This is a genomic window from Herpetosiphon sp. NSE202 (genome assembly GCF_042688385.1).
In the GTDB taxonomy this organism is placed as follows: Bacteria; Chloroflexota; Chloroflexia; order Chloroflexales; family Herpetosiphonaceae; genus Herpetosiphon.
Genome location: NZ_JBHUPY010000011.1, coordinates 86,971 through 110,962 on the forward strand (window position 1 = coordinate 86,971; position 23,992 = coordinate 110,962).

23 protein-coding genes and 1 tRNA gene are annotated in these 23,992 nt (G+C 50.7%); 12 read left to right on the forward strand and 12 right to left on the reverse strand.

What is annotated here, in order from left to right:
- Nucleotides 1-4 precede the first annotated feature (4 nt).
- From ACFMKP_RS13710 to ACFMKP_RS13720, 3 genes are read right to left on the reverse strand one after another with little or no spacing between them, the layout of a single operon-like run.
- Complete coding sequence (locus tag ACFMKP_RS13710) at nucleotides 5-904, reverse strand: FAD:protein FMN transferase (RefSeq protein ID WP_382292532.1); 900 nt, start codon at nucleotides 902-904, stop codon at nucleotides 5-7.
- A gap of 10 nt (nucleotides 905-914) precedes the next feature.
- Nucleotides 915-1,343 (reverse strand): hypothetical protein, encoded by a 429-nt coding sequence (locus ACFMKP_RS13715; RefSeq protein ID WP_382292533.1) that lies wholly within the window; start codon nucleotides 1,341-1,343, stop codon nucleotides 915-917.
- A gap of 11 nt (nucleotides 1,344-1,354) precedes the next feature.
- Nucleotides 1,355-2,215 carry a PepSY domain-containing protein gene (locus tag ACFMKP_RS13720; RefSeq protein ID WP_382292534.1) on the reverse strand — a complete coding sequence of 287 codons (861 nt, stop codon included), beginning with the start codon at nucleotides 2,213-2,215 and terminating at the stop codon, nucleotides 1,355-1,357.
- Between the two features lie 145 nt (nucleotides 2,216-2,360).
- Here ACFMKP_RS13720 and ACFMKP_RS13725 point away from each other — a divergent pair, with 145 nt between their 5' ends.
- Together ACFMKP_RS13725 and ACFMKP_RS13730 are read left to right on the forward strand one after the other, a co-directional pair.
- The gene (locus ACFMKP_RS13725) at nucleotides 2,361-3,041 is read left to right on the forward strand and encodes a response regulator transcription factor (RefSeq protein WP_382292535.1); all 681 of its coding nucleotides are present in this window, start codon (nucleotides 2,361-2,363) and stop codon (nucleotides 3,039-3,041) included.
- The gene (locus ACFMKP_RS13730) at nucleotides 3,034-4,302 is read left to right on the forward strand and encodes a sensor histidine kinase (protein ID WP_382292536.1); all 1,269 of its coding nucleotides are present in this window, start codon (nucleotides 3,034-3,036) and stop codon (nucleotides 4,300-4,302) included. Before ACFMKP_RS13725 ends, ACFMKP_RS13730 begins: the two co-directional genes overlap by 8 nt.
- A 171-nt stretch (nucleotides 4,303-4,473) precedes the next feature.
- On the opposite strand, the gene ACFMKP_RS13735 is transcribed toward ACFMKP_RS13730, so the two are convergent.
- Nucleotides 4,474-5,109 (reverse strand): bifunctional 2-polyprenyl-6-hydroxyphenol methylase/3-demethylubiquinol 3-O-methyltransferase UbiG, encoded by a 636-nt coding sequence (locus tag ACFMKP_RS13735; RefSeq protein ID WP_204755693.1) that lies wholly within the window; start codon nucleotides 5,107-5,109, stop codon nucleotides 4,474-4,476.
- Nucleotides 5,110-5,476: 367 nt separating this feature from the next.
- Between ACFMKP_RS13735 and ACFMKP_RS13740 the strand changes: the two genes are divergently transcribed.
- The 3 genes from ACFMKP_RS13740 to ACFMKP_RS13750 all read left to right on the forward strand — a co-directional run bounded on the left by ACFMKP_RS13740 (nucleotide 5,477) and on the right by ACFMKP_RS13750 (nucleotide 9,381).
- Nucleotides 5,477-7,165 (forward strand): ABC1 kinase family protein, encoded by a 1,689-nt coding sequence (locus ACFMKP_RS13740; RefSeq protein WP_382292537.1) that lies wholly within the window; start codon nucleotides 5,477-5,479, stop codon nucleotides 7,163-7,165.
- A 411-nt stretch (nucleotides 7,166-7,576) separates the two neighbouring features.
- The gene (locus tag ACFMKP_RS13745) at nucleotides 7,577-7,885 is read left to right on the forward strand and encodes a hypothetical protein (protein ID WP_382292538.1); all 309 of its coding nucleotides are present in this window, start codon (nucleotides 7,577-7,579) and stop codon (nucleotides 7,883-7,885) included.
- Nucleotides 7,886-7,986: 101 nt separating this feature from the next.
- Nucleotides 7,987-9,381: a glucose-6-phosphate isomerase gene (locus ACFMKP_RS13750; RefSeq protein ID WP_382292539.1), complete on the forward strand. Its 1,395-nt coding sequence runs from the start codon at nucleotides 7,987-7,989 to the stop codon at nucleotides 9,379-9,381.
- Nucleotides 9,382-9,425: 44 nt separating this feature from the next.
- Here the strand turns inward: ACFMKP_RS13750 and ACFMKP_RS13755 are convergent, their stop codons facing one another.
- The 7 genes from ACFMKP_RS13755 to ACFMKP_RS13785 all read right to left on the reverse strand — a co-directional run bounded on the left by ACFMKP_RS13755 (nucleotide 9,426) and on the right by ACFMKP_RS13785 (nucleotide 17,140).
- Nucleotides 9,426-9,866: a hypothetical protein gene (locus ACFMKP_RS13755; protein WP_382292540.1), complete on the reverse strand. Its 441-nt coding sequence runs from the start codon at nucleotides 9,864-9,866 to the stop codon at nucleotides 9,426-9,428.
- A 299-nt stretch (nucleotides 9,867-10,165) separates the two neighbouring features.
- Nucleotides 10,166-10,579 carry a hypothetical protein gene (locus ACFMKP_RS13760; RefSeq protein ID WP_382292541.1) on the reverse strand — a complete coding sequence of 138 codons (414 nt, stop codon included), beginning with the start codon at nucleotides 10,577-10,579 and terminating at the stop codon, nucleotides 10,166-10,168.
- Nucleotides 10,580-10,721: 142 nt separating this feature from the next.
- Complete coding sequence (locus ACFMKP_RS13765) at nucleotides 10,722-11,306, reverse strand: hypothetical protein (protein ID WP_382292542.1); 585 nt, start codon at nucleotides 11,304-11,306, stop codon at nucleotides 10,722-10,724.
- Nucleotides 11,307-11,316: 10 nt separating this feature from the next.
- Nucleotides 11,317-11,670, reverse strand: coding sequence for a hypothetical protein (locus tag ACFMKP_RS13770; RefSeq protein ID WP_382292543.1), 354 nt, complete (start codon nucleotides 11,668-11,670; stop codon nucleotides 11,317-11,319).
- Between the two features lie 233 nt (nucleotides 11,671-11,903).
- On the reverse strand, nucleotides 11,904-13,088 hold the full coding sequence (locus tag ACFMKP_RS13775) for a phosphoglycerate kinase (RefSeq protein ID WP_382292544.1): 1,185 nt from the start codon (nucleotides 13,086-13,088) through the stop codon (nucleotides 11,904-11,906).
- Nucleotides 13,089-13,241: 153 nt separating this feature from the next.
- Complete coding sequence (locus ACFMKP_RS13780) at nucleotides 13,242-15,716, reverse strand: DNA translocase FtsK 4TM domain-containing protein (protein ID WP_382292545.1); 2,475 nt, start codon at nucleotides 15,714-15,716, stop codon at nucleotides 13,242-13,244.
- 128 nt (nucleotides 15,717-15,844) lie between these two features.
- Nucleotides 15,845-17,140: a glycosyl hydrolase gene (locus tag ACFMKP_RS13785; protein WP_382292546.1), complete on the reverse strand. Its 1,296-nt coding sequence runs from the start codon at nucleotides 17,138-17,140 to the stop codon at nucleotides 15,845-15,847.
- Nucleotides 17,141-18,150: 1,010 nt separating this feature from the next.
- Between ACFMKP_RS13785 and ACFMKP_RS13790 the strand changes: the two genes are divergently transcribed.
- From ACFMKP_RS13790 to ACFMKP_RS13805, 4 genes are all read left to right on the forward strand, one after another.
- Nucleotides 18,151-18,882 carry a hypothetical protein gene (locus ACFMKP_RS13790; protein ID WP_382292547.1) on the forward strand — a complete coding sequence of 244 codons (732 nt, stop codon included), beginning with the start codon at nucleotides 18,151-18,153 and terminating at the stop codon, nucleotides 18,880-18,882.
- Nucleotides 18,883-19,004: 122 nt separating this feature from the next.
- A tRNA-Arg gene (locus ACFMKP_RS13795) sits at nucleotides 19,005-19,080 on the forward strand.
- A gap of 137 nt (nucleotides 19,081-19,217) precedes the next feature.
- Nucleotides 19,218-19,379: a hypothetical protein gene (locus tag ACFMKP_RS13800; RefSeq protein ID WP_160319534.1), complete on the forward strand. Its 162-nt coding sequence runs from the start codon at nucleotides 19,218-19,220 to the stop codon at nucleotides 19,377-19,379.
- Nucleotides 19,380-19,478: 99 nt separating this feature from the next.
- Nucleotides 19,479-19,775 carry a hypothetical protein gene (locus tag ACFMKP_RS13805; RefSeq protein ID WP_382292548.1) on the forward strand — a complete coding sequence of 99 codons (297 nt, stop codon included), beginning with the start codon at nucleotides 19,479-19,481 and terminating at the stop codon, nucleotides 19,773-19,775.
- Here the strand turns inward: ACFMKP_RS13805 and ACFMKP_RS13810 are convergent.
- On the reverse strand, nucleotides 19,772-20,797 hold the full coding sequence (locus ACFMKP_RS13810; protein WP_382292549.1) for an AAA family ATPase: 1,026 nt from the start codon (nucleotides 20,795-20,797) through the stop codon (nucleotides 19,772-19,774). The two genes, ACFMKP_RS13805 and ACFMKP_RS13810, sit on opposite strands and share 4 nt — an antisense overlap.
- Nucleotides 20,798-20,994: 197 nt before the next feature.
- Here ACFMKP_RS13810 and ACFMKP_RS13815 point away from each other — a divergent pair, with 197 nt between their 5' ends.
- The 3 genes from ACFMKP_RS13815 to folK all read left to right on the forward strand — a co-directional run bounded on the left by ACFMKP_RS13815 (nucleotide 20,995) and on the right by folK (nucleotide 23,894).
- Nucleotides 20,995-22,197 carry a hypothetical protein gene (locus tag ACFMKP_RS13815; protein WP_382292550.1) on the forward strand — a complete coding sequence of 401 codons (1,203 nt, stop codon included), beginning with the start codon at nucleotides 20,995-20,997 and terminating at the stop codon, nucleotides 22,195-22,197.
- An 87-nt stretch (nucleotides 22,198-22,284) separates the two neighbouring features.
- Complete coding sequence (locus ACFMKP_RS13820) at nucleotides 22,285-23,412, forward strand: patatin-like phospholipase family protein (RefSeq protein WP_382292551.1); 1,128 nt, start codon at nucleotides 22,285-22,287, stop codon at nucleotides 23,410-23,412.
- Nucleotides 23,409-23,894: a 2-amino-4-hydroxy-6-hydroxymethyldihydropteridine diphosphokinase gene (folK, locus tag ACFMKP_RS13825; protein ID WP_382292552.1), complete on the forward strand. Its 486-nt coding sequence runs from the start codon at nucleotides 23,409-23,411 to the stop codon at nucleotides 23,892-23,894. Before ACFMKP_RS13820 ends, folK begins: the two co-directional genes overlap by 4 nt.
- Nucleotides 23,895-23,992 lie beyond the last annotated feature (98 nt).

A 23,992-nucleotide genomic window follows, 5' to 3' on the forward strand; every position in this document is an offset into this window, starting at 1 on the left:
TACGTTACTCCCAACGATATTGATTAAAGCGTTCGCAGGTGTGGCTTTGGCCACTATGTTCAAACGCCATGCAGGCAAAACTTGGCTGTTGATTAATCCAGGCTAAGCCTTGTTCAATGCCCAACAAGACGACGATCTTGGCAGCAACTTCGGCCTGCGCTGCGCTTGGAGCAATCACGGTTGCGCTTAGCACATCGCTGGTGCTTGGTTCGCCAGTGCGCGGGTCGATGATGTGATGTTGCCAACGATCGCCTTTGCGCCAACGGCGATAATCGACTCCTGAGGTTGCCACTCCGCCCGATGCAAACCAGAGCATGGCTTCACGCTGTTGGCTACGTGGATTCGGCACACCAACCGCCCAAGCTAGGCCATCGTGGCGCTGACCAGCAGTCGCCAAATCGCCACCAACATCGACCAAACAAGCAGCCTGTTGGCCCAACTGCTGGGCGGCCCGGTCAGCGGCCCAGCCTTTAGCAATGCCACCCAAATCAAGCGCTGTATCACGGGCAAGCTGCACCAAACGGCCTTGCTCACGCAGCGAAATTGCCAAGGCGGTTTGTGGCTGAGCATGCAAAACTGCTGAATTGCCCAGTGCAGTGGCCAATAATTCAAACGAGCGATCGTAGCCAGCGTTCAACAGCGCGGGTAAAATGGTTGGCACAACCAAGCCATTGCTCCAAACCACCGCATCGAGCGCTAGGCCAAGCACATCCCACAAAGTTTGGCTAACCGCAAGTGGTCGTCCGGCTCGCCGATTGAGGCTCATCAGTTCGCTGGTTGGGCGAAAGCGGCTCAGCGTTTGCTCCCAAGCCTCAAACCATTGCGGCACAGCAGTCAGATCAATCGGCTGATCGCTGAGGATTGCAACTTCACAACCCATTGCCCGAAAGATTAATTCGCCCATAAAGCACCTTTTAGCGTGATGAACGGGTATCGCGTGATGGCACAGCAGGGGCTGCTGGAGCTGGCGCTGGCGCAACTTGGCGCGGCGCTGCTGGCGGTGGAGCCGCTTGGCTTGGGGCGCTACTGCCATTACCGCTGCTTGCTGGCACACGTTGGTTGGGGGCGCTGGGCTGGGTGCTGCCACCAGCGCTCGCATTAGGAATTCGGATAATGCGTGGGCTATTGCTGGTGAGTGGCACGACAGTTGGCAAAACTGGTAGCTCAACTGCTGGCAGTTGGGCAACACTCACAATTGGCTCAGGCGTAACAATTTCGTTATTGCTAGGCGTTGCTTGTTGGTTGGATAAGATGGCCCAGCCGCTCAAGGTTGCGGCAACCGCAGCCACGCTCATGCTGGTATTGAGCAGCAAACTGCCACGGCGTTTAGAAGCATTGCTCATACTGGTATTCCTTATTTATCATCGTCTTTTTTGTCGTCATCTTTTTTATCATCACCGCCGCTGCCACTACTATCTTTTGATGACTCGATTTTGGCGTAAACGACGCTGCCGCTATAGGCATCGACATAGACGCGGCTATCGTTGGTAAAGCGAACTTCGTAAACCAACGCGCCATGCTCTTCCTCCAACTCAACGCGCTCGACCGTTCCGCCGCCAAGGTAGGCCACGGCAGCGCTGGCAGCTGCATCCGCCGAGATGGTTGATGGTGCAGGAGCGTTGGTTGGTGCTGGTGGAGCTGGTGCTTGGGTTGGCGGCGCTACTGCATTATTAGCCAACACCGCTCCAGTAGTAGCGTCGATATACACCAAGCCTCGATCAAGCCGCACTTCGTAGGCAGCTGTGCCAGCATAATTAACCAGCTCTGGCGTTGCCAACAAGCTTGCACCAGGTGCCGCCGCTAAAGCCAATTGGCTTGCTTGCTCAGCAGAAATTGGATATTGCGGCACGGCAGGTGCTTGAGTTGCTGGCAATGGATCTTGGGCTGCTGGCTGCGGTTGAGCTGGCGCTTGGGCAATTGGCGGTTGGGCTGGAGCTGGCTCGCGTACCACAATTGGCTCTTGCAAGCGAGCATTGGCCTCGTCGATGGTGCGGTTCGCTTCTTCAATGCGTTGATTGGCTTCCAACAATTGCTGTTGATAGGCCTGAACCGTTGCAGTTGCTTGAACATCATTATTGTTTGGCAGGCTATTATCCAATCCTGCGGCTAATTCAATTGGGCTTGGCTGAGCCAACGAACGCACAACGCCAGCGACAATCACCAACACAAAGGCTGTCAATACGGCGGCAATTAACAGAGCAAACTTGGGTTTCATCAAAACCTCCTGTTGTCGAACATCTGACCCAAGCATAGCAAGCCTTTCTTGGAATATGCTTGACGAGGCAGATGAATTTTCCAAGAATCTTCCAAGAATTAATGATTAAACTAGCGTGACCTACCCGAATCACAAAGGAAGCAGCATGCGCGTGTTGTTGATAGAAGATGATCGCAAATTGGCTCGCTTGATCGAGCGGGCACTGCGTGATGAGCACCATCTTGTCGATGTGGCCTACGAGGGCGATAGTGGCTTGGATATGGCGCTGCATGGCATGTATGATGTGGCGGTGATCGATTGGATGCTGCCTGAGCGCGATGGCCCCAGCATTTGTCGGGCAATTCGAGCCGCCAAACTCAATACGAGTTTGTTGTTGCTGACTGCGCGCAGCCAAATCGAAGATCGGGTTGCGGGCTTGGATAGCGGAGCCGATGATTATTTGAGCAAGCCGTTTGCGTTCGAGGAATTATTAGCCCGGGTGCGGGCTTTGGGCCGCCGCTTCAATCCCAATTTGAATAGCGAAGAATTGCGCTCAGGTGAGCTGGTGCTTGATTTGCGGGCGCACACTGCGCGACGAGCAGCGCAACAATTGGATCTCACGGCAACTGAATGGAATTTGCTGGAATGCTTGATTCGCAATAGCAACCAAGCCCTGAGCCGCCAACAATTGCTCGATTATGTTTGGTCGTATGAGCGTGATGTGCAGCCATCAATGGTCGATGTCTATGTTTCGTATTTGCGGCGCAAACTTGAGCAAGCAGGCAAGCGCGATCCGATTCAAACCGTGCGTGGGGTTGGCTATCGCTGGGTGAGCGAGTATGCTTAATCGTTTGCGCTGGCGTTTAACCCTGATTTATGCATGCACGGCGTTGCTGCTGCTGGCGGCGGTTGGCGGCAGCGTCTATTGGATGACGGTGCGCTATTTTCGCTTTGCGACCGAACGCGCCTTGCTCGAACGCATGACCTTGGAGTTTGAGCAATTGGCAGCGCCCTTGCCACCGGCCTTGCAAGCCTATCGCCCACAACAATTGCCCGACGAACGGCCAGTTGATAATGGAACCTTGGCGAGCACCTTTGTCTTTACAATCGATCAAAACGGCCAAGTGTTCAATCCCAATCCGTGGAATCCGCCAATTCAGCCAGACCAAGCGGCGATTGAAGCGGCCCGCGCTGGCAAGCTTGATCTGCGCACAATCAGTTTGGCTGATGGCTCGCGGGTTGAGCTGCTGACCGAGAAATTAACCCGCGCCGATGGCCCAGCGTTTTTGCAAGTTGGACGGGTGCTCAACGAACAAGAAGCAGCCCTCAACACCTTATTAACCAGCTTGGTAGCGCTTTGGGCTGGCAGTGTGGTGGTTTTGGGCTGGTTTGGTTGGTGGCTGGCTGGGCGTTCGTTGCGTCCGGCGCAACAAGCTTGGGAGCGCCAACAAGCCTTTATCGCCAATGCGAGCCACGAATTGCGCGCGCCGCTGACCTTGATGCGGGCTAGCAGCGAAATTGCCCTGCGCGAATCGACCGACTCCGCCGAGCAACACGAATTGCTTGAAGATATTTTGGCCGAAACGTATCATATGGGTCGCTTGGTTGAAGATTTATTGTTGCTCTCGCGCCTGGATGCCGCCAAAACAAGCTTGCAACGTGAAGTATTTGATTTGGCTGAGTTATGCCACGATGTTGCCAATGCAGCTGAGCGCTTGGCCCACGATGCTGGAGTTGAGGTGCGAGTGGCTCATGCCGAGGGCCAGATCAAGGCTGATCGCACTCGTTTGCGCCAAGTGTTGTTAATTTTGCTTGATAATGCAATTGCGCATACACCACGCGGTGGTAGCGTTGTGATTCATGCAGAACGCCAAGCAAGCGGCTATCAAATTAGCGTGATCGACACTGGCAAAGGCATCGATCCCAAGCATTTGGCGCATATTTTCGAGCGTTTTTATCGGGTTGATAGCGCACGAGTGGCAGGCGGGCGCGGCAATGGGCTAGGTTTATCGATTGCGCAAGCGCTCATCCAAGCCCATAATGGCACGCTTGAGGCCCAAAGCAAGCTTGGCACTGGCACAACGATGCTGATTAAGTTGCCAAAATAATTTAATAAAGCGTGGTGAGTAAACGTCCCCTCACCTCCCAGCCCCCTCTCCCACTGAACGTGGGCGAGGGGGAGCCGACCATTGTGTACCAACGAATTGTATAAGAACCATGCCATTAAAGCCCCTCGCCCGCGCCACGGGCGAGGGGTTGGGGTGAGGGAATTTCGCACATTAGCGCGCTTGAAAAATTGCCAAATAGGCTGGATGCCAAGGCAGGTTGCGCCAAAGCAGCGCAGGCGCAAAGGGCGAGTAGGTTTCAAACACGGTTTTAAAGCCTGCTGCCTCGGCAACCCCGCGAAACTCGCGGCCACTTGGCCGATAGATATGGGTTGGGTCGGCATCATACGAGCCGCGATAGATGCGCGCTTGCAGGCGATTGCCAATTGTTGGCAAGTGGGCCACAAACAAACCACCCAATTGCAAGCGTTCGCGAATGGCGGCAACCGCCAAAGCTGGTTGCTCCAAGTGTTCCACCACATTGATCGCCGTAATCACATCGAAATTAACGCTAAATGGAATGCCATCCAAAATGCTGCCAACAAACAGCTTGGCATTGGGCAGGCGTTGTTGGGCTTGCGCCACAGCATAGGCCGAGATATCGGTGCCAAATGGCTCAAACGGCGGGGTCATCGATTGCAAAAACAAACCCAAGCCACAGCCAATATCCAACAAACGGCCAGTTTGGCGAAAGCGCAATACATGGCGACGAATATAGCGGTCGCGCAAGGTATCAACAAGGCTTTTGCGCCCAGCTTCAGGCCGCGACATGGCATAGTAGGCCTGATCATACGCATTTCCATCGGGCATTGAACTAACCCTTTCAATAGATCTAGAAGGTTTTTGAAGCTAATCCAGTGTAGCATCAAACCGCATGATCGATCCACGAAGAGCACGAAGGGCAGAAACCACGAAGATCGCGAAGGCCGTTTTTGCCACGAATTCCACGAATTGCACGAATAATTATTTTAGCCACAGATTATGATGATTATCCTGATATGCCCCACATTTCATCCTTCATCCCTCATCCTTCATAATTCATCATTTTGACTTTTGCCTTCTGCCTTTTGATTTTCATCCCTCATCCTTCATCCTTCATAATTTCTCTCTGTTCTATGTTCTTTAGTCTGCACTTGATTCCTTACATCGGCATCCCTAGCCTGCTATAATACCGAGTATGAGTAAAACAGAGTTGGTGTCGTTGCCGAATGTTCCACGTCGCCGCCGTTTCTTCCGGGTCGCGTGGTTTTTTGTGCGCTTAGTCGCCCATATCATCGTCTGGGATCTGTTGCTTGGACGGCAATTTTGGTTTCGCTGGTACGCGGATCGCACGCGGATCGAGCGCTATCGGCGCTTTTCGCGGCGTTTTCGCGATTTGGCGATCGATCTTGGCGGCGTGATGATCAAGCTTGGCCAATTTGCCTCAACGCGGGTCGATGTGCTGCCGCCAGAAGTTGTCGAAGATTTAATTGGCCTGCAAGATGAAGTTTCGCCTGTGCCCTTTGGCTTGATTCAAGCCACCATTGAAGCAGAATTGGGTCAACCAATTAGCCAAATTTTTGCTCATTTCGAGCGTCAGCCAGTTGCTGCGGCATCGTTTGGTCAAGTGCATTTCGCCACGCTTCACGACAAGCAACCAATTGCGATTAAAATTCAACGTCCACAGATCGAGCAATTTGTTGCGATCGATATTGCCGCGCTACGCTGGGTTGCTGGTTGGATGCAATATTATGGCCCGATTCGCCGCCGCACCGATTTGCCTGCGCTGATCGAAGAATTCTCGCGCATCACCTTGCGCGAGCTGGATTACCTGAGCGAAGCCGAGCATGCCGAGCGATTTCGGCGCAATTTTGCAGGCAACGAGCATATTTACGTGCCCCAAATCTATCGCGAGCACTCGACCGAGCGCATTTTGGTGATGGAACGGATCGAGGGCATTAAGATTTCGGAATATGCGGCGCTTGATGCAGCAGGAATCGATCGCCTAGATTTGGCCGAAAAGCTCTATTTGGCCTATTTGCAACAATGTTTTACTGATGGCTTTTTTCACGCCGACCCGCACCCAGGCAATTTGTTTGTGCGACCTGTTGGCGAGCCGTTGGCCAATGGCAAACGCGCATTTGTAATCACCTTCCTCGATTTTGGCATGGTCGATGCAATTCCTCAATATGTGATGGATGGACTCGCCACAATGGCCGCAGGCGTGGTAATGCGTGAGCCACAGCGTATAATCGATGGTGCACGCTCGATAGGTGTGGTGATGGCCAACGCCAACGATCAGCAATTGCGCCAAGCTTTGGAAATTTGGTTTTCCTATACCTATGGCCGCACGATTCGCGAGCTACAACAGATTGATGTTGAGGGCTTCGTCGGCGGATTAAGCGAATTGCTCTATGATTTGCCGTTTCAGTTGCCGCAATCGTTGCTCTTTTTGGGCCGCACGGTTGGGATTATCGGCGGCGTAGCGGCTGGTTTAGCGCCAGATTTCGATATTTTCAGTGTGACCAAGCCTTTTGCTTTGCGCTTTATTCGCGAGCAAACCAGTGGCCGCGATTTGCGTGAACGGGTGGTGAATGAAGGCCGCGAATTAATTACCGATCTCAGCCAAATTCCGCGCCATGCCAAGCAATTTTATGCTAAGGCCGCCCAAGGCGATCTGCAAGTGCGCACCGAGATTGTCAAGCTCGAGCGCACCACCAAACGCATCGAACGGGCATTTACACGGCTTACCGCGGGCATCGCCGCCAGTGCGCTGCTCATTAGCGCCAGTATTTTGCAAACCATGCACATCGATAATCCTTGGATGTGGTGGCTGGCTGGTGGCTTGCTGCTCTGGGCCTTGTTGCCACGGTTTAAAGATAATTGATCCACGAAGGCTATAAGCTTTCGGGAATTCTTGACTTACCACAAAACGTTCCGATAGCCTATAGCTGTATTGGTACATTGGATTGGCAATCATGTTCCCTCACCCCCCAACCCCCTCTCCCACGGCGCGGGCGAGGGGGAGCCGACCATATTTCGCCAAGGAATTGCGGGAGAACCAGCATGTTAAAGCCCCTCGCTCGCGCCGTGGGAGAGGGGTTGGGGTGAGGGGATCAGGCGGTGGTTAACCTGATGTATCAGTACATATAGCCTATAGCCTTATCCCTTTTGACTTTTGCCTTTTGCATTCTGACTTTTGCTTTTTGCTTTCTGACTTTTGACTTTTGCTTTCTGACTTTTGACTTTTGACTTTTGCTTTCATCCCTCATCCTTCATCCTTTCTTGGGGAGTGTTTATGAGTTTTTTTCGCAAGCTTTTTGGTGGTGGCAGTAGCCAACCAACCAGCGATGCTGGAATTTATTTACAAGTGCGTTGCAAACGCTGTAGCAGCGTCATTCGGCTGCGCATCGATAGCCGCAACGATCTGTCGCAGCGCGATGACGACGAGAATTTCTTTGTGCGCAAAACCCTGGTTGACGACCGCTGCTACAGCCGGATTGAGCTTGAGGCGGTATTTAGTCCTAAACGGCAACTGATTAATTGCGAGATCAATGGTGGCACGCTTGTGGCTGGTGAAGAGAATACTACCACCAGCAGCCACTGAGTATGGTACGATTGGCATAGTTGGTCGCTTGGCAACGAAGCCAGAAACTGCACCGCAGCAGCCTGCTACAAAGACCCACTTTCGCAACGATAAGGAGTGTCATGAGTACTCAAGCTATTCGCTTTGATTACAACAATGTGATGGCCGATGTGATTGGTGAACATGGATTAACTGAGGCTGAAATTGAGGCAGCATTGCCCCACGCCGCCGCCGCGATTGAGGCTGTCTATGCCCAACGCGCCGAATTAGGCTGGATGGATCTGCCCTACCAAGATACGAGTGAAATTATTGCCCAAGCCCAAGCTGTGCGTGCCCGCGCCGATACCTTGGTCGTTTTAGGCATTGGTGGCTCAGCACTTGGCCCAATCGCCACCCAAACAGCGCTTCAGCACCCGTTTTACAATAATTTGCCACGTGAATTGCGCCGTGGCCCAACCTTGTTTGTACCCGATAACGTCGACCCAGAATTGAATGCTGGCTTGCTCGATGTGCTTGATCTTGAGCGCACCGTCTTCAATGTGATCACCAAATCGGGCACGACCGCCGAAACCATGGCCTCCTTCATCTACTTCCGCGAAGCCTTAGCCAAACGCCTCGGCCAAGATAAATTGGTCGATCACTTGGTGCTGACCACCGATCCCAAAAAGGGTGCTTTGCGCCAAATTGCAGATCGCGAAGGCTATCCAACGCTGCCAATTCCAGCCAGCGTTGGCGGGCGTTTCTCGGAGCTTAGCTCGGTTGGCTTGTTCCCGGCAGCGGTTACCGGGATTGATATTGATGAATTGTTGGCTGGCGCTGCTTATGCCGACAAACGTAGCCAAGAGCGCGACCCACGCAAAAACCCAGCCGCAATGTGCGCCTTGATTCAATTTTTGCTCGATAAAAAGGGCAAAAATATGGTCGTGATGATGCCTTATGCTCAGCGTTTGCGCGATGTGGCCGATTGGTTTCGCCAATTGTGGGCCGAAAGTTTGGGCAAGCGGGTTGATCGAGCTGGCAATGTGGTTAATGTTGGCCCTACGCCAATCAAATCGTTGGGCGCAACCGACCAACACTCGCAAGTGCAATTGTATGCAGAAGGCCCATTCGATAAATTAATGCACTTCTTGTTTGTCGATCAGTTCCAAGTTGAAGCACCGCTGAGCAACGCCTATCCCGACATCAACGAGCTTTCGTATCTCGATGGCAAGAGCTTTAGCCAATTGCTCAAGGCCGAAGGCGAAGCAACCCAGTTGGCCATTGCCGAAGCTGGTCGCCCAAGCATTGCCCACCACTTCCCAGCGGTTAATGCCTTTACGCTTGGCCAGTTCTACTACATGCTCGAAATGCAAACCGCCTTTGCTGGCGAGCTGTACGACATCAATGCCTTTGACCAACCTGGGGTTGAGGCTGGCAAAATCGCCACCTACGCCTTGATGGGCCGCGAAGGCTACGATGCTCGCCGTCACGAAATTGAGCAAGCTCGGGGCCGCAGCCGCAGCGAATTCGTAATCTAAATCGTGCTAAAAAACCTGCCATGTTGCTTGCATGGCAGGTTTTTTTAGTTAATTGCTTTTTGAATATGGGGTTGCGCAAGATAACTCAAAATCAGCACCGCAACCACTCCCGTTACGATAGTAAACAAAGGCCAGATCGTCATTGGCGCTTGGCCCACAAAAAGTTCATAGACCATATTGATGATTGTAATGCCTTCAACCAGCACGATTCCTCGATAGGCCCAGCGCCGCGCCCACAATAAACCAACACCCAAGGCCAAACGACTGGCATTGAGCAATAACAACAGCGCTTTCCAGAAGATTTCAGCATTCATGTCACTGCTCAAGGTTGCTGGCGGCGAAACAGCAATCCCAATCAGCGTTGTGCCGATATACGAGCAACTAGCGAGCGCAAAAAAACTGCCCACAATCGCATTGTAGCCACAAATCGATAAAATAGGCCCTTGGCGTTGCAACTGAGGGTTTTTGGGCACTTGATACATCATTCGCTCCTTTTTAGATAGAGACGTATGTGATTGCCGCCCAATTGCCAATAAAAAACACCCATAGCATATCAATGCGCCGAGTGTCCGCAGATTAATTGCGTGTAACACTTATGTGTAATGGTTATTCGATTAACAGCCAGAAGCATGCCCTCACCCCCAGCCCCTCGCCCACTGAACGCGGGCGAGGGGAGCACTGTTCTCGTGGTTCCCCCTCGCCCGCGGGCGGGAGAGGGGGCTAGGGGGTGAGGGGATCAGGCCGTGGTTAACCTGATGTACCATTACACTTATGCTTTATGTGATTACAGAAATTGATGGTTAACCCGAGGTCGAAAGAGATAGCCAAGAATTACAATGCCAATCATTCCAATGCTGATGATTATCCATTCATAGATTCTAATGTTACTGAAGACTAAAGTATAGCCAGCATGCATAATCATCAGCGTTTCAATAACTATACTGCCCCAATATGCCCAGCAGCGATAATTCATTAATCCTATAAAGAAAATCAAACGGCCAGCATTCGCAATTACTATCAGCGCAAGCCAAAGCGTACTCATAATTCGATGGCTATCCAACATATCACTATAAATTATCGCGAAAAAGAAAGAGATGCTGTTGATTGCCGATAAACTCCCTAAAACCATATAATATAAACTGATTATCGAAACTGGCCATTTGCTAATAGGTTTCAGGTTATGTGGTACTTCATACATAGCGCTGCTCCTCTCAGTTCAAAGAATGCTGCTCTTCAAAGGTTATTGCTACCAAAAGCCCCACAGAAGCCTAGGTTCTACGGGGCTAGATTATTAGAGAATTTCTCTTTTCAAGTATGATAAAGATATATTTTAGCCAACATCAATAACTATCACTAATTTTTGTAAATATTCTAGTTTCATCACCTTCCCCAGCAAATAGTTCTAATTGCGAACCATTCAAAGTAAAGGGTATGCCACTTCTATCTCTGCTAAATTGTGCACCTATATAGATCGAATTTTCACTTATTAACTTATAATAAGAAACAACCTTTCCATTCATTGAAATTGATCCATCCATCCCGCTAACTGATTTTGGAGAGAAAACTAACTCATTATTTTCTTCGTCTAGGTAGGTTCCTCGAATACTCATCAATATTTTTTGCTGATCACTCAAGCCTGAATTAGATTCAAAAATACTCCAAATATCTTTTTTATCTATTCCTAAAAAATAAAATGTTATAATTGTCAATATCGCTATTAGGATTAAAGTTCCAAGTACGCCTAAAACACCTATATTTTTCGTATTATTATTTTGGTTTCCTCCAATATTTGTCTGATTTCCTCTCACATTATTTTGGTTTCCTCCAATATTTGTCTGATTCCCTCTCACATTGTTTTGTTTAAGATCTCCGTTTATGTGATTTCCTGTAGCTACATTAGAATCTGTAATATTATTATTATTCATGTATATTCACCTAATTTTCAAATTTTCGTAACACAAAGCTATTGTTATCAGGCAATGTAACAATCAGCGTATCATTATCACCTTCGTTTACGCCCCATGTCCCACTTGCAAATGTCATAAATACACCTGAAAATTGAACATCAATATGATCATCGATGTCAGGGCTAGCCTTCCAATAGCCTTCAGATTTTCCAAATAGGTGTGTCATAACCAGCGTACCATTTTCGTTGAATTCCATCATGGTAGAACCATCACTCCAACGTCCTTCAACAAGACTTTCAACACTACTACCACAACCGCCTAACGTAACCACCAAGCAAATGCCTACAAAGAGTTGAACAGTGCGCTTGAAGATACCTAACATAGCGGCTCCTATTTGATACTTATTGAACAACAGTAAGATCATGCTATCATGCTGTTTTAGAGTTCGTCAAGATGCTATTTATCCGCTTTTCAGGTATATAAACAACAACAATTATTAGAAGTCATAACATTTATTACTAAAAATCATTTTTATGAATTTGGTACTTAAAAATAACAAAAAGCCCCACAGAAGCCTAGGTTCTGCGGGGCTGAGTGCTAGATGAATCGAACAGGTTATTTATCGTTGAGCGCGGCAATGCCTGGCAGCACTTTGCCTTCGAGCAATTCGAGGCTGGCTCCACCGCCAGTTGAGATGTGGCTCATCTTTTCACCAAGCTGCATCTGCTCAATCGCTGCAACTGAATCGCCACCACCGATGATGGTGATTGCGCTACTATCGGCCAAGGCTTGGGCAACGGCGCGCGTGCCAGCGGCAAACGGCTCTAGCTCAAACACACCCATTGGGCCGTTCCAAATCACGGTTTTGGCTTCGCTAACAACTTGGGAGTAGGTTTGGCGCGTTTCAGGCCCAATATCGAGAATCCGCCAGCCATCGGGCACATCATCGACGCTCAGCACTTGGGTATTGGCTTCGGCACTGAAGGCATCGGCCACCACCACATCGCTGGGCAACAACAATTTCACGCCACGGCCTTGAGCTTCGTCGATCAAACGGGCTGCTTCGGCTACGCTCTCTGATTCGACCAGTGAATCGCCAACTGCCTTATTTTGAGCCAACAAGAAGGTATTGGCCATGCCGCCACCGATTAGCAACGAATCGACTTTGCCAAGCAAGTTTTCGATCACGCCGATTTTGTCGCTAATTTTTGCACCCCCGATGATCGTCACGAAGGGGCGCTGAGGATCATCCAAGGCCTTGCCAAGGGCTGCCAACTCGGCTTCCATCAAGAAACCAGCTACAGCAGGCAGGAATTTTGCTACGCCTTCGGTTGAGGCATGGGCGCGGTGAGCAGCACCAAAAGCATCGTTCACATACACATCGCCAAGTTTGGCCAACTCTTCGGCCATGGCGGGGTCGTTCGATTCTTCGCGCGGGTCGAAGCGGGTATTTTCCAACAACAACACTTGGCCAGGCTGCAAATCTTTCGCAGCTGCTTCGGCCTCAGCGCCAGTTGTGGTCTGAATATAGTTCACTGGGGCATCCAGCAGTGATTGGAGATGATCGGCAACTGGCTTGAGCCGAAATTCTTCGGCCACTTTTTTCTTCGGTCGACCCAAGTGCGACATCAAAACCACGCTGGCACCTTGTTCGAGCAAATAGTTGATCGTCGGCAACGCTGCCCGAATCCGTGTGTCATCAGTGACTTTGCGTGCTTCATCAAGAGGCACATTGAAATCAACCCGAACTAAAGCTCGTTTTCCGCTCAACGCTACATCACGAATGGTCTGCTTGTTCACAGTGATCTCCTTGTACAAGGCTATAGGTGATAGGCTAACTGGGCGCTATCAGTACTACGAACCAAGAACCGCATAGCCTATGCTCCCATGATAAACGATTTCGTCGATTTGCTGGGTAGCAGGCTCTACGCCACAGGTGCAGGAATATCACCGTTATTCGTCGCTAGCTTGCGCACCTTGATTTGGATTCAATACCTCGCGCGAGCGGCTGCCCTCTGCTGGCCCGACAATTCCGCGTTGTTCGAGCAGTTCGATCAATTGGGCAGCTTTGCTATAGCCAATTCGCAAACGTCGTTGCAGCATCGAAGCCGAGGCTCGTTGATGTTGGCGCACCAATTCAATCGCCTTGGGTAGCAGTTCATCTTGCTCGTCTGCTTGCAAAAATACATCGCCCATGCTGGTTTGGCTATTGGCTGCTGGCGCGGCTTGAGCAGTGGTTGTATTCCCAGCATTGGCTCCGTTCGCTTGGGCTAATTCTGGGGGAATTTGCAAACGCCAGAATTGCACCACCCGCTCCACTTCGCCATCGGAAACAAAGGTGCCTTGCACCCGAATCGCCTTGGCTGCATCGACCGCCAGATAGAGCATATCGCCCCGCCCAAGCAATTGCTCGGCTCCAGGCGTATCGAGAATAACCCGCGAATCGATTTGTGAGGTCACGGCGAAGGCAATCCGAGTTGGGAAGTTGGCCTTAATCAGACCAGTTACCACATCGACCGATGGGCGTTGAGTCGCCAAAATCAAGTGGATGCCAGTGGCCCGCGCCATTTGGGCCAAACGACAAATCAAGGTTTCAACTTCATCGGGAGCGAGCATCATCAAGTCGGCCAACTCGTCGATGATAACGACGATATAGGGCATTGGCTCAAGGTCGGGGCGTTTGCGCGCCGCTTGCATATAGCTTTCGAGATTGCGGAAACCGCCCTTGGCAAAGACCTTGTAGCGCCGCTCCATCTCGCGCACTGCCCACTTGAGTGAGCTAACCACCCGTTCAAGCTCAGTCACCACCGGCGTGAGCAAATGCGGAATGTTGTTGTAGACAATCAATTCGACCATTTTGGGGTCGACCATGATGAATTTTAGCTCATTGGGCGTGTGCTTCATCAAGAGCGAAATAATGATCGAGTTGATACAAATACTTTTCCCAGAGCCAGTGCTGCCAGCAACCAACAAGTGCGGCATTTTGGCGAGGTCGGCAATCACGACGTTGCCCGAAACATCTTTGCCAAGCGGAATTTTGAGCTTACCACGTTTGGCATCAAAATCTTCGCTGCCAATCACATCGCGCATCGCCACGGTCGCAATCGCCGAGTTAGGAATTTCGATGCCCACGACGGAGCGGCCTGGCACTGGCGCTTCAATTCGCAACGATGGCGCAGCAAGAGCCAAGGCCAAATCGTTTTGTAGGCTGGTGATTTTGTTAATTTTGACCCCGATGGCTGGCTGGAGCGCAAATTGGGTTACAGCAGGCCCGGTGTTGGCCTCGACCACGCGCGCTTCAACCCGAAACGAGGCCAACGTTTCTTCGATGATGCGGGCTTTTTCGCGCTTTTCTTCATCGCCAATCTGGCCTTCGACAAAATCATCGAGAGTTGGCAGGGTTGGCAACGGCCATGCGCGATGGGTCAAGGATTCGTCTGGCTCGATAAAAGCAGCTTCCTCGGCGCTAGCGTTAGCTTGATTCGGCTTGGCTTCATCGGCTGGCTTAAGCCGCTTGGTTGGAGCCATTGTGGTTGGCACAACTGGCGGCGGCGCAACCTCTTTGCGGCGGGCTGGCCGACTTGGGTCAGGCAAATCACGATTGAACAAACTGGCTTGCGCAGGGCGCTCGGCAATCGGCGTAAGCATCACCTCTTGGCTGGTTGTATCTTCAATAATCGCTTGGCGGCGTTTGTTGCTGACCTTGGGCATGGCTTGAGGCGCGGGCAACTCCAGCGGTCGGTAGTGCTCCTCGGGATAATCATCAAACATTGGCGCACGCTGCACCGGCGCACCAACCAAGCGGCGGCCTAAAATACGCAAGCCGCCAGTGTAATACAACAGCGCAGCCATAATTTGGCGCAAGGTTAAATTGAAGGTCAGCATAATGCCGATCAGGCCGACAGTAACCGAAAAGAGCAATGCGCCGCCCTTGCCGATGCCACTAATCAAGATCGTAAGCAAGGTTTGGCCGACCACGCCGCCGCCAGCGCCAACATGAAACTCAGGATGTTCGCGATGAATCTCGTAGCCTGGATATTCCAGCAGCATCAAGAGCGAAAGCAGCACCATCAGCGTGCCGAGAATATTCGCGCCGCTCAGGCGATTGTCGCTAAATCGCTCTTGAAAGATCATCAAGCCGCCCAAAATGCCAAGCGCAACCGGAACCAGCACCTTGCCAGTGCCAAAAGCGCGGGCCACAGCGGTATTCCACTGCGTGCCAATGACCCCTTGATCGCCGCTAAATGTACTGAATAGCAAGGTCAATAAACCCAGAAACACCAAAATAACCGCAAAAATCTCACGCTGAAGATTCTGGGAAAGCTGGATTTGCGGGGTAATGGTTGGTTTGGCTGCGCCACGTTTGCGGGCAGTTGCGGCTGGCTTTTTGCCACTTTGGCGCTTTGGCGCAGATTTTCGCGTTGACATTGCTACTCTATCCCCAAGTGATGTACTCAATTCGTTGGCAGTTGTTTGCTTCGATTATAGCACACACGGTCGAATTGAGCAGACTGTTACTGCTGGCCTGCAAACGCTTTTTAGGCCGTCAGAATGCGCTAATTAACGTTATTGAGCACTTGCGGAATCCAAACCCGCTGACGAAAATTGTGGACTAAATCGCGGTAGGCATAGAAACTTGGTTTATACAAACTTACCGCACCATTCAGATCGTAGGCTCCGTTGCTATCGTAATTGATATGCACCACGCCCCAAGCCTCGCTAGCAGGCGGAAAATCCTCATATTTAAACCAAAACCAGTTAGCAATTTCTGGGCGACCATAAATCGTTGCTACAAATTGACGCATAAAATCTGCTTGGCGTTGCAGCTCGCTGGCATTGGTTGGGTCGCCACGAGTGCCAATTTCGGTCAGCCAAAGCTTGCTGGTTTGATCAAACGTGCGCAGCGTCGCAACCAAACTATCCAAGCGCGGCCCCACCAAATGCAAAAAGTCGTTATCATCGACCAAACGCCGCATCTCTGCTGGGTAGGGATGATAGGCCACGCCATTGATTGGGTATTTGCCGTTATGGCTATTGGCCCAATTGCTAAACGGCGCAGCTTGATAGAGCGCTTGCAGATAGTTGCGATCAGTGCGATTCGATTCGCTAGAAGTCAACGGGTGCAAGCCACCAACAATCAGCGGCGTTTGATCATTGCGGTTGACATCGCGCAAGATCCGATACAGCTTGGTGATGGTTTGGGCCACATAATAGGGATTCATCTCATCTTGCTGGCCATTTGTGGCATCGCGCAAGGCAAAATAGAAATTTGGCTCGTTGAAAATCTCATAGGCATCAATGCGGCCACGATAATAATCGGCGATGCTAATCGCGCGTTCGAGCCATGCTTTTTGATAAGCATTTACGCCGCAGCCAATTGGCGCTGCTGGGCAGGGATTCAGCTCGCGGTCGGGATTGCTGGTTGGAATGCTGCCTGAAACCGTGCCGCCATCAAAATGCTGCACGCCAGCCTGTGGGCCGCGCAAAATATCGGTTCCCAGCAAGGCCAGCACCTTCAAACCCCGACTATGCGCAGCACTAACGAAATAATCAGCTTGAGCCAAATTAAAACTGCCATAACTTGAGCCATCCCATTCACCATGAAACTCGAAGCGCACCCAGCGCCCGCCCATGGTCACAATCTCATCGAACATACGATTGATAAACGCTTGGTTGGCGGCATTAGGATAGGCTGGATTTTTTCCCCAGTCGTAGGCTGGGTCGCGCACAACAATGCCCCACCAATCACTTGGCTGGTTGGTTGGCGGCTCGGCGTGGCTCATTGCTGGCAGTTGCATCAGCAAAAAAATCATGAGCATAAAGCCCAATAAGCGTTGGTATATTCGTCGCATAAGCTTGCTCCTACTATTTGCATAACGTACTACAACGTTAAGTATTGATAAGCAAGAGCGCTTTAGCCAGCATATTTATTACAGATTTGTTACAGCAGATTTTTATTTTCAAATGTAAACTGTGCTTCTAATCAAAAAAAAGATCTGGAGCACAATCAATGTATAGAATTAATCATAGCAATAATCAATTTTTGCTTCAAAATTTCAAAAAATTTCTATTATTCGTTATGATTCAGCAATTCAAGCCGAGTATTATAGCAGCATTACTCTACACAATTCACTATATTGTTACCCAAACGCCCGCTGAAGTTCAACAGACATCGATTGTTCAATTAATATTCATTGCATGGTTATTTATTTTTCTACCAATGAATGTAATCGCAGGATTAATCTATGCAGTTGTGCTTTGTTATAGGTTTCGAGCAAAAGAAGTCGATCTCAATAGCTATCGAAAAGCTGTAATAGTGATTGGATTTTGGAGTCTATTCCTGTGGATAGGCGTAGCGTATTGGTTAATTGTTGATGATTATGATCACACAAAAATTCTTACCTTTATTCTTAGTTATCTTGTTCAATGTATCTTTCAATTCTATTTTATGCCATATCGGTTGTTTAAGCGCTATACGCCGCAAATCTAACCAAAGTCTGCAAAATAGTTGATCCACAAAGCGCACGAAGCGCACGAAGGAGCTGTAACCGCGAAGACCACGAAGGCTGTTTTCGCCACAGGTTAGCACAGATTTGTTTGATTTTCCCCATCAACCCCTCGCCTAGCGACTGATCCCTTCTGACTTCTGACTTTTGCCCTTCATCCCTCACCTCCAGCCCCTCTCCCACTGGACGCGGGCGAGGGGTGTTCGTTTTGTGGTTCTAATTTCTATCAAAGACTATGCTCTATGCTCTATGTTCTATGTTCTTCGCTTTCATTCTTCACACTTTACTTCATACGTTCTTCACAGCAGTGGTTTATGCTCAAGCCATATCGAAAAACACGACACAACGGAGGCTGTATGAAAACAATCGGAAAATGGCTAGCAATTGTGGCAATCGCTTTTAGCTTAGTGTTTGTTGGTGGGCGCTTAACCAACACCAGCGCCCAAACCCCAACCATGCCTGATAGCACCACAACTCAGCCAACCACACCTGATAGCACAAACGTCGGCCCAGGCTTTGGCTTTGGCAAGCGTGGCGGACGTGGTGGTGGTATGGGTCAACGCGGCGGCATGGGCATTCATCATCAATTGGTTGAGCAAACCGCAGCCTTGACCAAACTGACCACTGCTGATGTACGCATCAAGTTGGTTGAAGGCACTTCATTGACCGAAATCGCCACCGCCAACGGCAGCAGCGAACAAGCAGTGATTGACGCAGCTGTGGCCCAATTAGAAACCAAACTGAACGAATCAGTCAGCAGCGGCAAAATTACTGAAGCTCAAAAAACCGAACGCTTGAGCAACGCCAAAACCGAAGCACCAACCCTGATGAACCAAAAAGGCGTGGTTGACGCTAAAGGCCCAGGTCGTGGCGGGCGGGGCCAACATTTGCTGGTGCAAGCAACCGCTGAAGTAACCGGCTTGACGGTTGAACAAGTAAAAGCCGAAGTTCAAGCAGGCAAAACCTTGGAGCAAGTGGCTCAAGCCAATGGCAAAACCGTTGACGACATCATTGCCAACTTGCGCGCCAAAGGCGAAGAACGCTTGAACACCGAGCTTGAACGCGCTCGCGAAGCCTTGACCAAATAAGCCAGTTCGCCCTCGGTTTCCTCCACACAGCATTGAGAACAGCCAAACGCCCATGGAATTCCATGGGCGTTTGGTTTTTAGCATTTGCAACAAAGCCTAGTTTAGGGTATTCTATAGGCGTTGCGACCGTAGCTCAGTGGATAGAGCATTGGTCTTCGGAACCAAGTGTCGGGGGTTCGAGTCCCTCCGGTCGCGCCAATAGCACCTACTTACGAATCACGTAAGTAGGGCTTTTTTTTGGCTTTGCAAAGGCCTAAACCAGTGTGACGTTGTTTGTCACAGCAGGGTGCGATACTAGCCTTAGTTCTAACGCAATGTTAATTCGGAGGCAGGCTATGTTGAACATCCAAACCCAACCATTCAATCGCACATTGGCTCTGGCAATCATCACCGCCTTGGCGTTGTTGATTTTGGCAACCAGCCTGATCAATCCTGCGCCATTGGCAGCAGCGTTTGAACCACAAGCCCAAGCTGTTTGCACATTTTGCGGCCAATAAGCTTAATTGTTATTGATTCGACACAGGGTTGTGTTTTATCTCCCCTTGCAATTGCCCCATGCTATACTTCCTCAGGTGTGTTTGATTTAAGGTACCTCAATGACAATTGAATTTTGGAGTTGGCTAGTCAGCGGCGTTGTGGTGCTTGGCTGCGTTATTTTAGCCTGGCGCATCAGCAATGGCCGGCGGCGAAGAATCATCACCTTCGCAATTTATGCCAGCTTATTTGGCCTAAACTTGGCTGGAGTTGAATTAATTGCCAGTGGACTTGATCAGTTATTAGGTTCATGGCTGACAGTCAGCCCAACCAACCTAGCCCGTTTAAGGCTTGGCTTTGCTGCAATTTGGATGATTGCTATCATCTTTGGCTTACAACGAGTGCATAAATATTCTTAGCGCCGCACGCCCGAGGCCAATTCTTGGCGCTTGTATTTGCAATGGTCGCAAAAATAAACCCGATAGCCTGCCAGCATCACTTGCTCTAATGGCCTGCCACAATGCGGGCATTCCTCGCGCACTGGGCCACGAAAGTTGGGCTTTTCTTCAGCTTGCAAATTGCTCACCAGCGCTGGTTGTGGTGGCGGGGGAATTTCAACTGGCGCAACCGTTCGGGCAGGATTCGACAAACCATTATTCACAGGTTGCGCAACTTGCTCCGGCATGGGCTTGGCTTGGAAATTAAACACCTCGCTGAGCTTTTCGACCAAGGCAGCATAATCGATCGCCCCATTCGAGCGTGGATCATACTCATAAATTGTTTTGCCTTCGGCGGTAGCCTCAGAAAGTCGCACATTAACCCGCACAGGATCAGTAACCAAAGTGCCATATTCTTCACGCAAGCTAGCGAGCAAGCGATGCGATTGGCGATTACGCCCATCGAACATGGTTGGGATAATCATGCGCAGCGCGCCCATTGTGCCTTTGATGCGGGTGATATTCCGGCCAAGTTGGCGCAAGCCTTGCAAGGCCAAGTGCTCCAAGGCGGTTGGCACAATAATGTCCGAGGCCGCCATGAGCGCATTTAAGTTCAGCACGGTCAACGAAGCGCTACAATCAATCAACACAAAATCATAATTACGCACGACAGGGCGTAGGGCATTTTCGAGCACCCGACCCCAATCTGGGCGTTTGCCAATATCCGATTGCGCCTGCAACAAGGCATCGCTCGAAGCAAGTAGGTCGATATTTGGGCGTACTTGCACGACACAATCAGGAATTTTCTTATTATCGATCAAAACATCGTACAGCGAGCGGCGGGGTTCGGCATGCCCAAAACACATACGCACATTGCTCTGTGGATCAACATCGATCACAAGCACTGAGGCACCTTTGATGGCAAAACCGGCGGCTACATTGACTGTGGTAGTCGTCTTACCAATACCGCCCTTGAAGTTGGTGACGGCAATTACGCGAGGCATAGGATACAACTCCTGAGTAGACTGCTTGCAGTGTACGGTAGAGTGTAGGCAACGTCAAGCAGGCGAATGCTGACGCGAACTAGCAACACCCCTTACGAATACGCTTCGTAGCCTAGCCATTGCGGGGGAATCAATCGCCAAGGGCAGTATGCTACAATGAACCAACAATGAAATAACCCGACACAGAGGTCGTTACGATGGCAAAGCTTAAAAATTACATAGTCTCCTTGGATGATGTGTCCACCGTCGAAGAACTCAAGGCCGCCTTACGTGAACGGCGTTTAGTTGGCGTGACCCAACTAACCCTCAATGGTCGCAATTGGGGTGATGCTGTCGCTCATACGTTGGCACGCTCACCACACATGGCCACAGTCCGCGTGCTTGATCTCAGCGAAAATCAATTAACTGATGACGCAGTGATCGCGCTGGCGCAATCGCCCCACTTAAGCCAATTGCGCACTCTGCGCTTGCAACGCAACCAAATTGGCGATGCAGGCCTGATTGCCTTGGCCCAATCACCTCACCTGAGTAAACTCACCGAACTAGAGCTGTATCGCAATCGAATTGGTGCTGCTGGCGTGCAAGCCTTGAGCACCTCGACCAGCCTGACTCAATTAACCAAGTTGCGGCTCTATCGCAATCAACTTGGCGCTGAGGGCGGCGCAGCCTTAGTCGCAGGCAAAGCCCTAGTCAACCTACAATTGCTCGATATTGATCACAATGAGTTGGGCGATGCTGGAATTATTGCAATCACCAAAGCCCAACATCTCAATCAATTAACTGCCCTCAACTTGAGCAACAACAATATTGGCCCTGATGGAATTAAAGCCCTCGCCGCCGACGAGCAATTGAGCAATTTGACCCACCTTGACCTGAGCGATAATGATGTGGGTTTTGCTGGAGCCAAAGCGTTGGCCGAATCGCCCTATCTGCGCAGCATTGTAACCCTCAATCTCTCATCAACCAATATTGATGCTGATGGGGTTAGCGCTCTGGCCAACTCGCCAGTGCTAGCCAACACCGAACGGCTCGATTTGCGCTCGAATACGATTGGCGATGAAGGCTTAACTGCCTTGGCTGAATCAGCACATGTTACGAACATCAAGGCCTTGTTGCTCAATGATAATGCAATTGGCGATGCTGGCGTGCAAGCCTTGACCACCAGCACAAGCTTGGGCAATTTGGCAGTGCTGTATCTGGCCGAAAATGCGATTGGCGATGCTGGTGCAACCAGTTTGGCCAACAGCAGCAACCTTGGCCAGTTGCAAGAGCTTGATTTGTGGGGCAACCAACTGACCCGCAGTAGTCAAGAAGCCTTTGGCCATTCGCCAACCCTGAATAATTTGGTGCTGCTTGATCTTGGCATCAGCGACGACGAAGACGAGGAAGACATCTTCTAAATCGCGTTCTAATAACTGACAGATGCAAACGCCTTGCCGAACATTGAGCAATGGTGTATTTGAGTTTTGCCAAGCTGCGAGGGTGCTATGACGAAAAAAGCCTTGGTGCTTTCTGGGGGCGGGGGCCGAGGAGCCTATCACGTTGGCGTGATGCAAGCGCTCGTCGAACGCGGCTGGATGCGCGATGGCCAAGGGCCAGATATTATTGCTGGCACTTCGATTGGCGCAGTTAATGGTGCGGCCCTCGCCTCAGGCATGACCGTGGCCAACCTGCGCCAACGCTGGCTGCATATGCACTCTGAGGATGTGCAACAGCTTTCGAATGATTTGCCGACGATTAGCCGCCCGCTGATGCGTTTTTTGCTGCGCTCGATTTTGACCTCTGACGAGCATGGCGGCGATGATCAGATTGAAGCGGAAACGCCTGAGGCTGATCGCAATTTGCATAGCCCCAGCATTTGGCATAAATTTCGCAGCATTTTTAGCACAACGCCATTCAAAAGTTTGCTTGATACCGCGCCATGGCGACGCACACTCAGCACATGGATGAACTTTGAGCGCATCAATAGCGCTGCTGCACCAACCTTGCTGCTGACCGCCACCGATGTGCGACGCGGCACGTTGCGGGTGTTTTGCAACCACAAGCTCGATGGCCAAGCCCAAGATCAGCTCAACATCGAGCATATTATGGCTTCGTCGAGCATTCCGGCGGTTTACCCGTGGACCCAAGTTGGCGACGATATGTATTGGGATGGCGCGGTGTTGGCCAATACGCCGCTTGGCCCAGTCATTGAGCATGCTGGCGGCGATGTAGAAATTATTGTGGTGATGATGACTCCGTGGGATGCCGACCCTAACGATGGCGACCAACATCTCGAAGCCATGCCTAGCGATTTGGCGCAATCGTTGTGGTTGACTTTGGATTGGGCTTTGTTGGCTTCGTATCGGGCATCGTTTAAACTACTCAAAGTTTATAACCAAATTGCCGAAGCGGCGCATCGCCTGACAGCCGCCGCCGAAAAAACTGGCGACCAATCATTGCGCTGGCCGGGCACGATGCCCTATCGCGTGGCCGAGCCATTGGTGATTGCGCCGCAAAAACTGATGCCCTTAGAATGGATTGTCGATTATGAGGGCAAAAATCATCAAGCTTTGTTTGAAATGGGCTATCGCGATGCCCTGCGAGCCTTAGATCAACGACAGGTATCAGCGTGATTACAATCTATTTAGCGATTGGCAGCAACCAAGGCGAGCGGCTCGCCAACTTGCAAACTGGCTTGGCTGCCTTAGCGCCAGCAGTTCAATTAACCGCCTATTCGAGCGTCTACGAAACAGCCGCCGCCTATGTAGAAGATCAACCGCCGTTTTTGAATGCGGTGGTTGCTGGTATGACCGATTTAGCGCCGCATGCGCTGCTCGCCTTGCTCAAACAGATCGAACACGATTGTGGGCGACGGCCAGGCTTACGCTACGGGCCACGCCCGCTTGATCTCGATATTTTGTTGTATGGCGATCAGCAATTGAATAGCGCTGATTTGATCATTCCGCATCCGCGGATGTTCGAGCGCGATTTTGTGCTACAACCACTAGCTGAAATTGCCCCCAACCACGTTAATCGTGACCAACTAGCCCAAGCCACGCAAGGCAGCGTCTTGGCAATCGCCTACCCAGCCACGCAATTGCTACCAACAAAGTAATGGCATTTTGATCCACGAAGAGCACGAAGAGCACGAATGTTGGGTTTAGTGGTTCGCTGAGTTTTAGTGAACTACGAGCGAACCAATGAGCCAGTCTT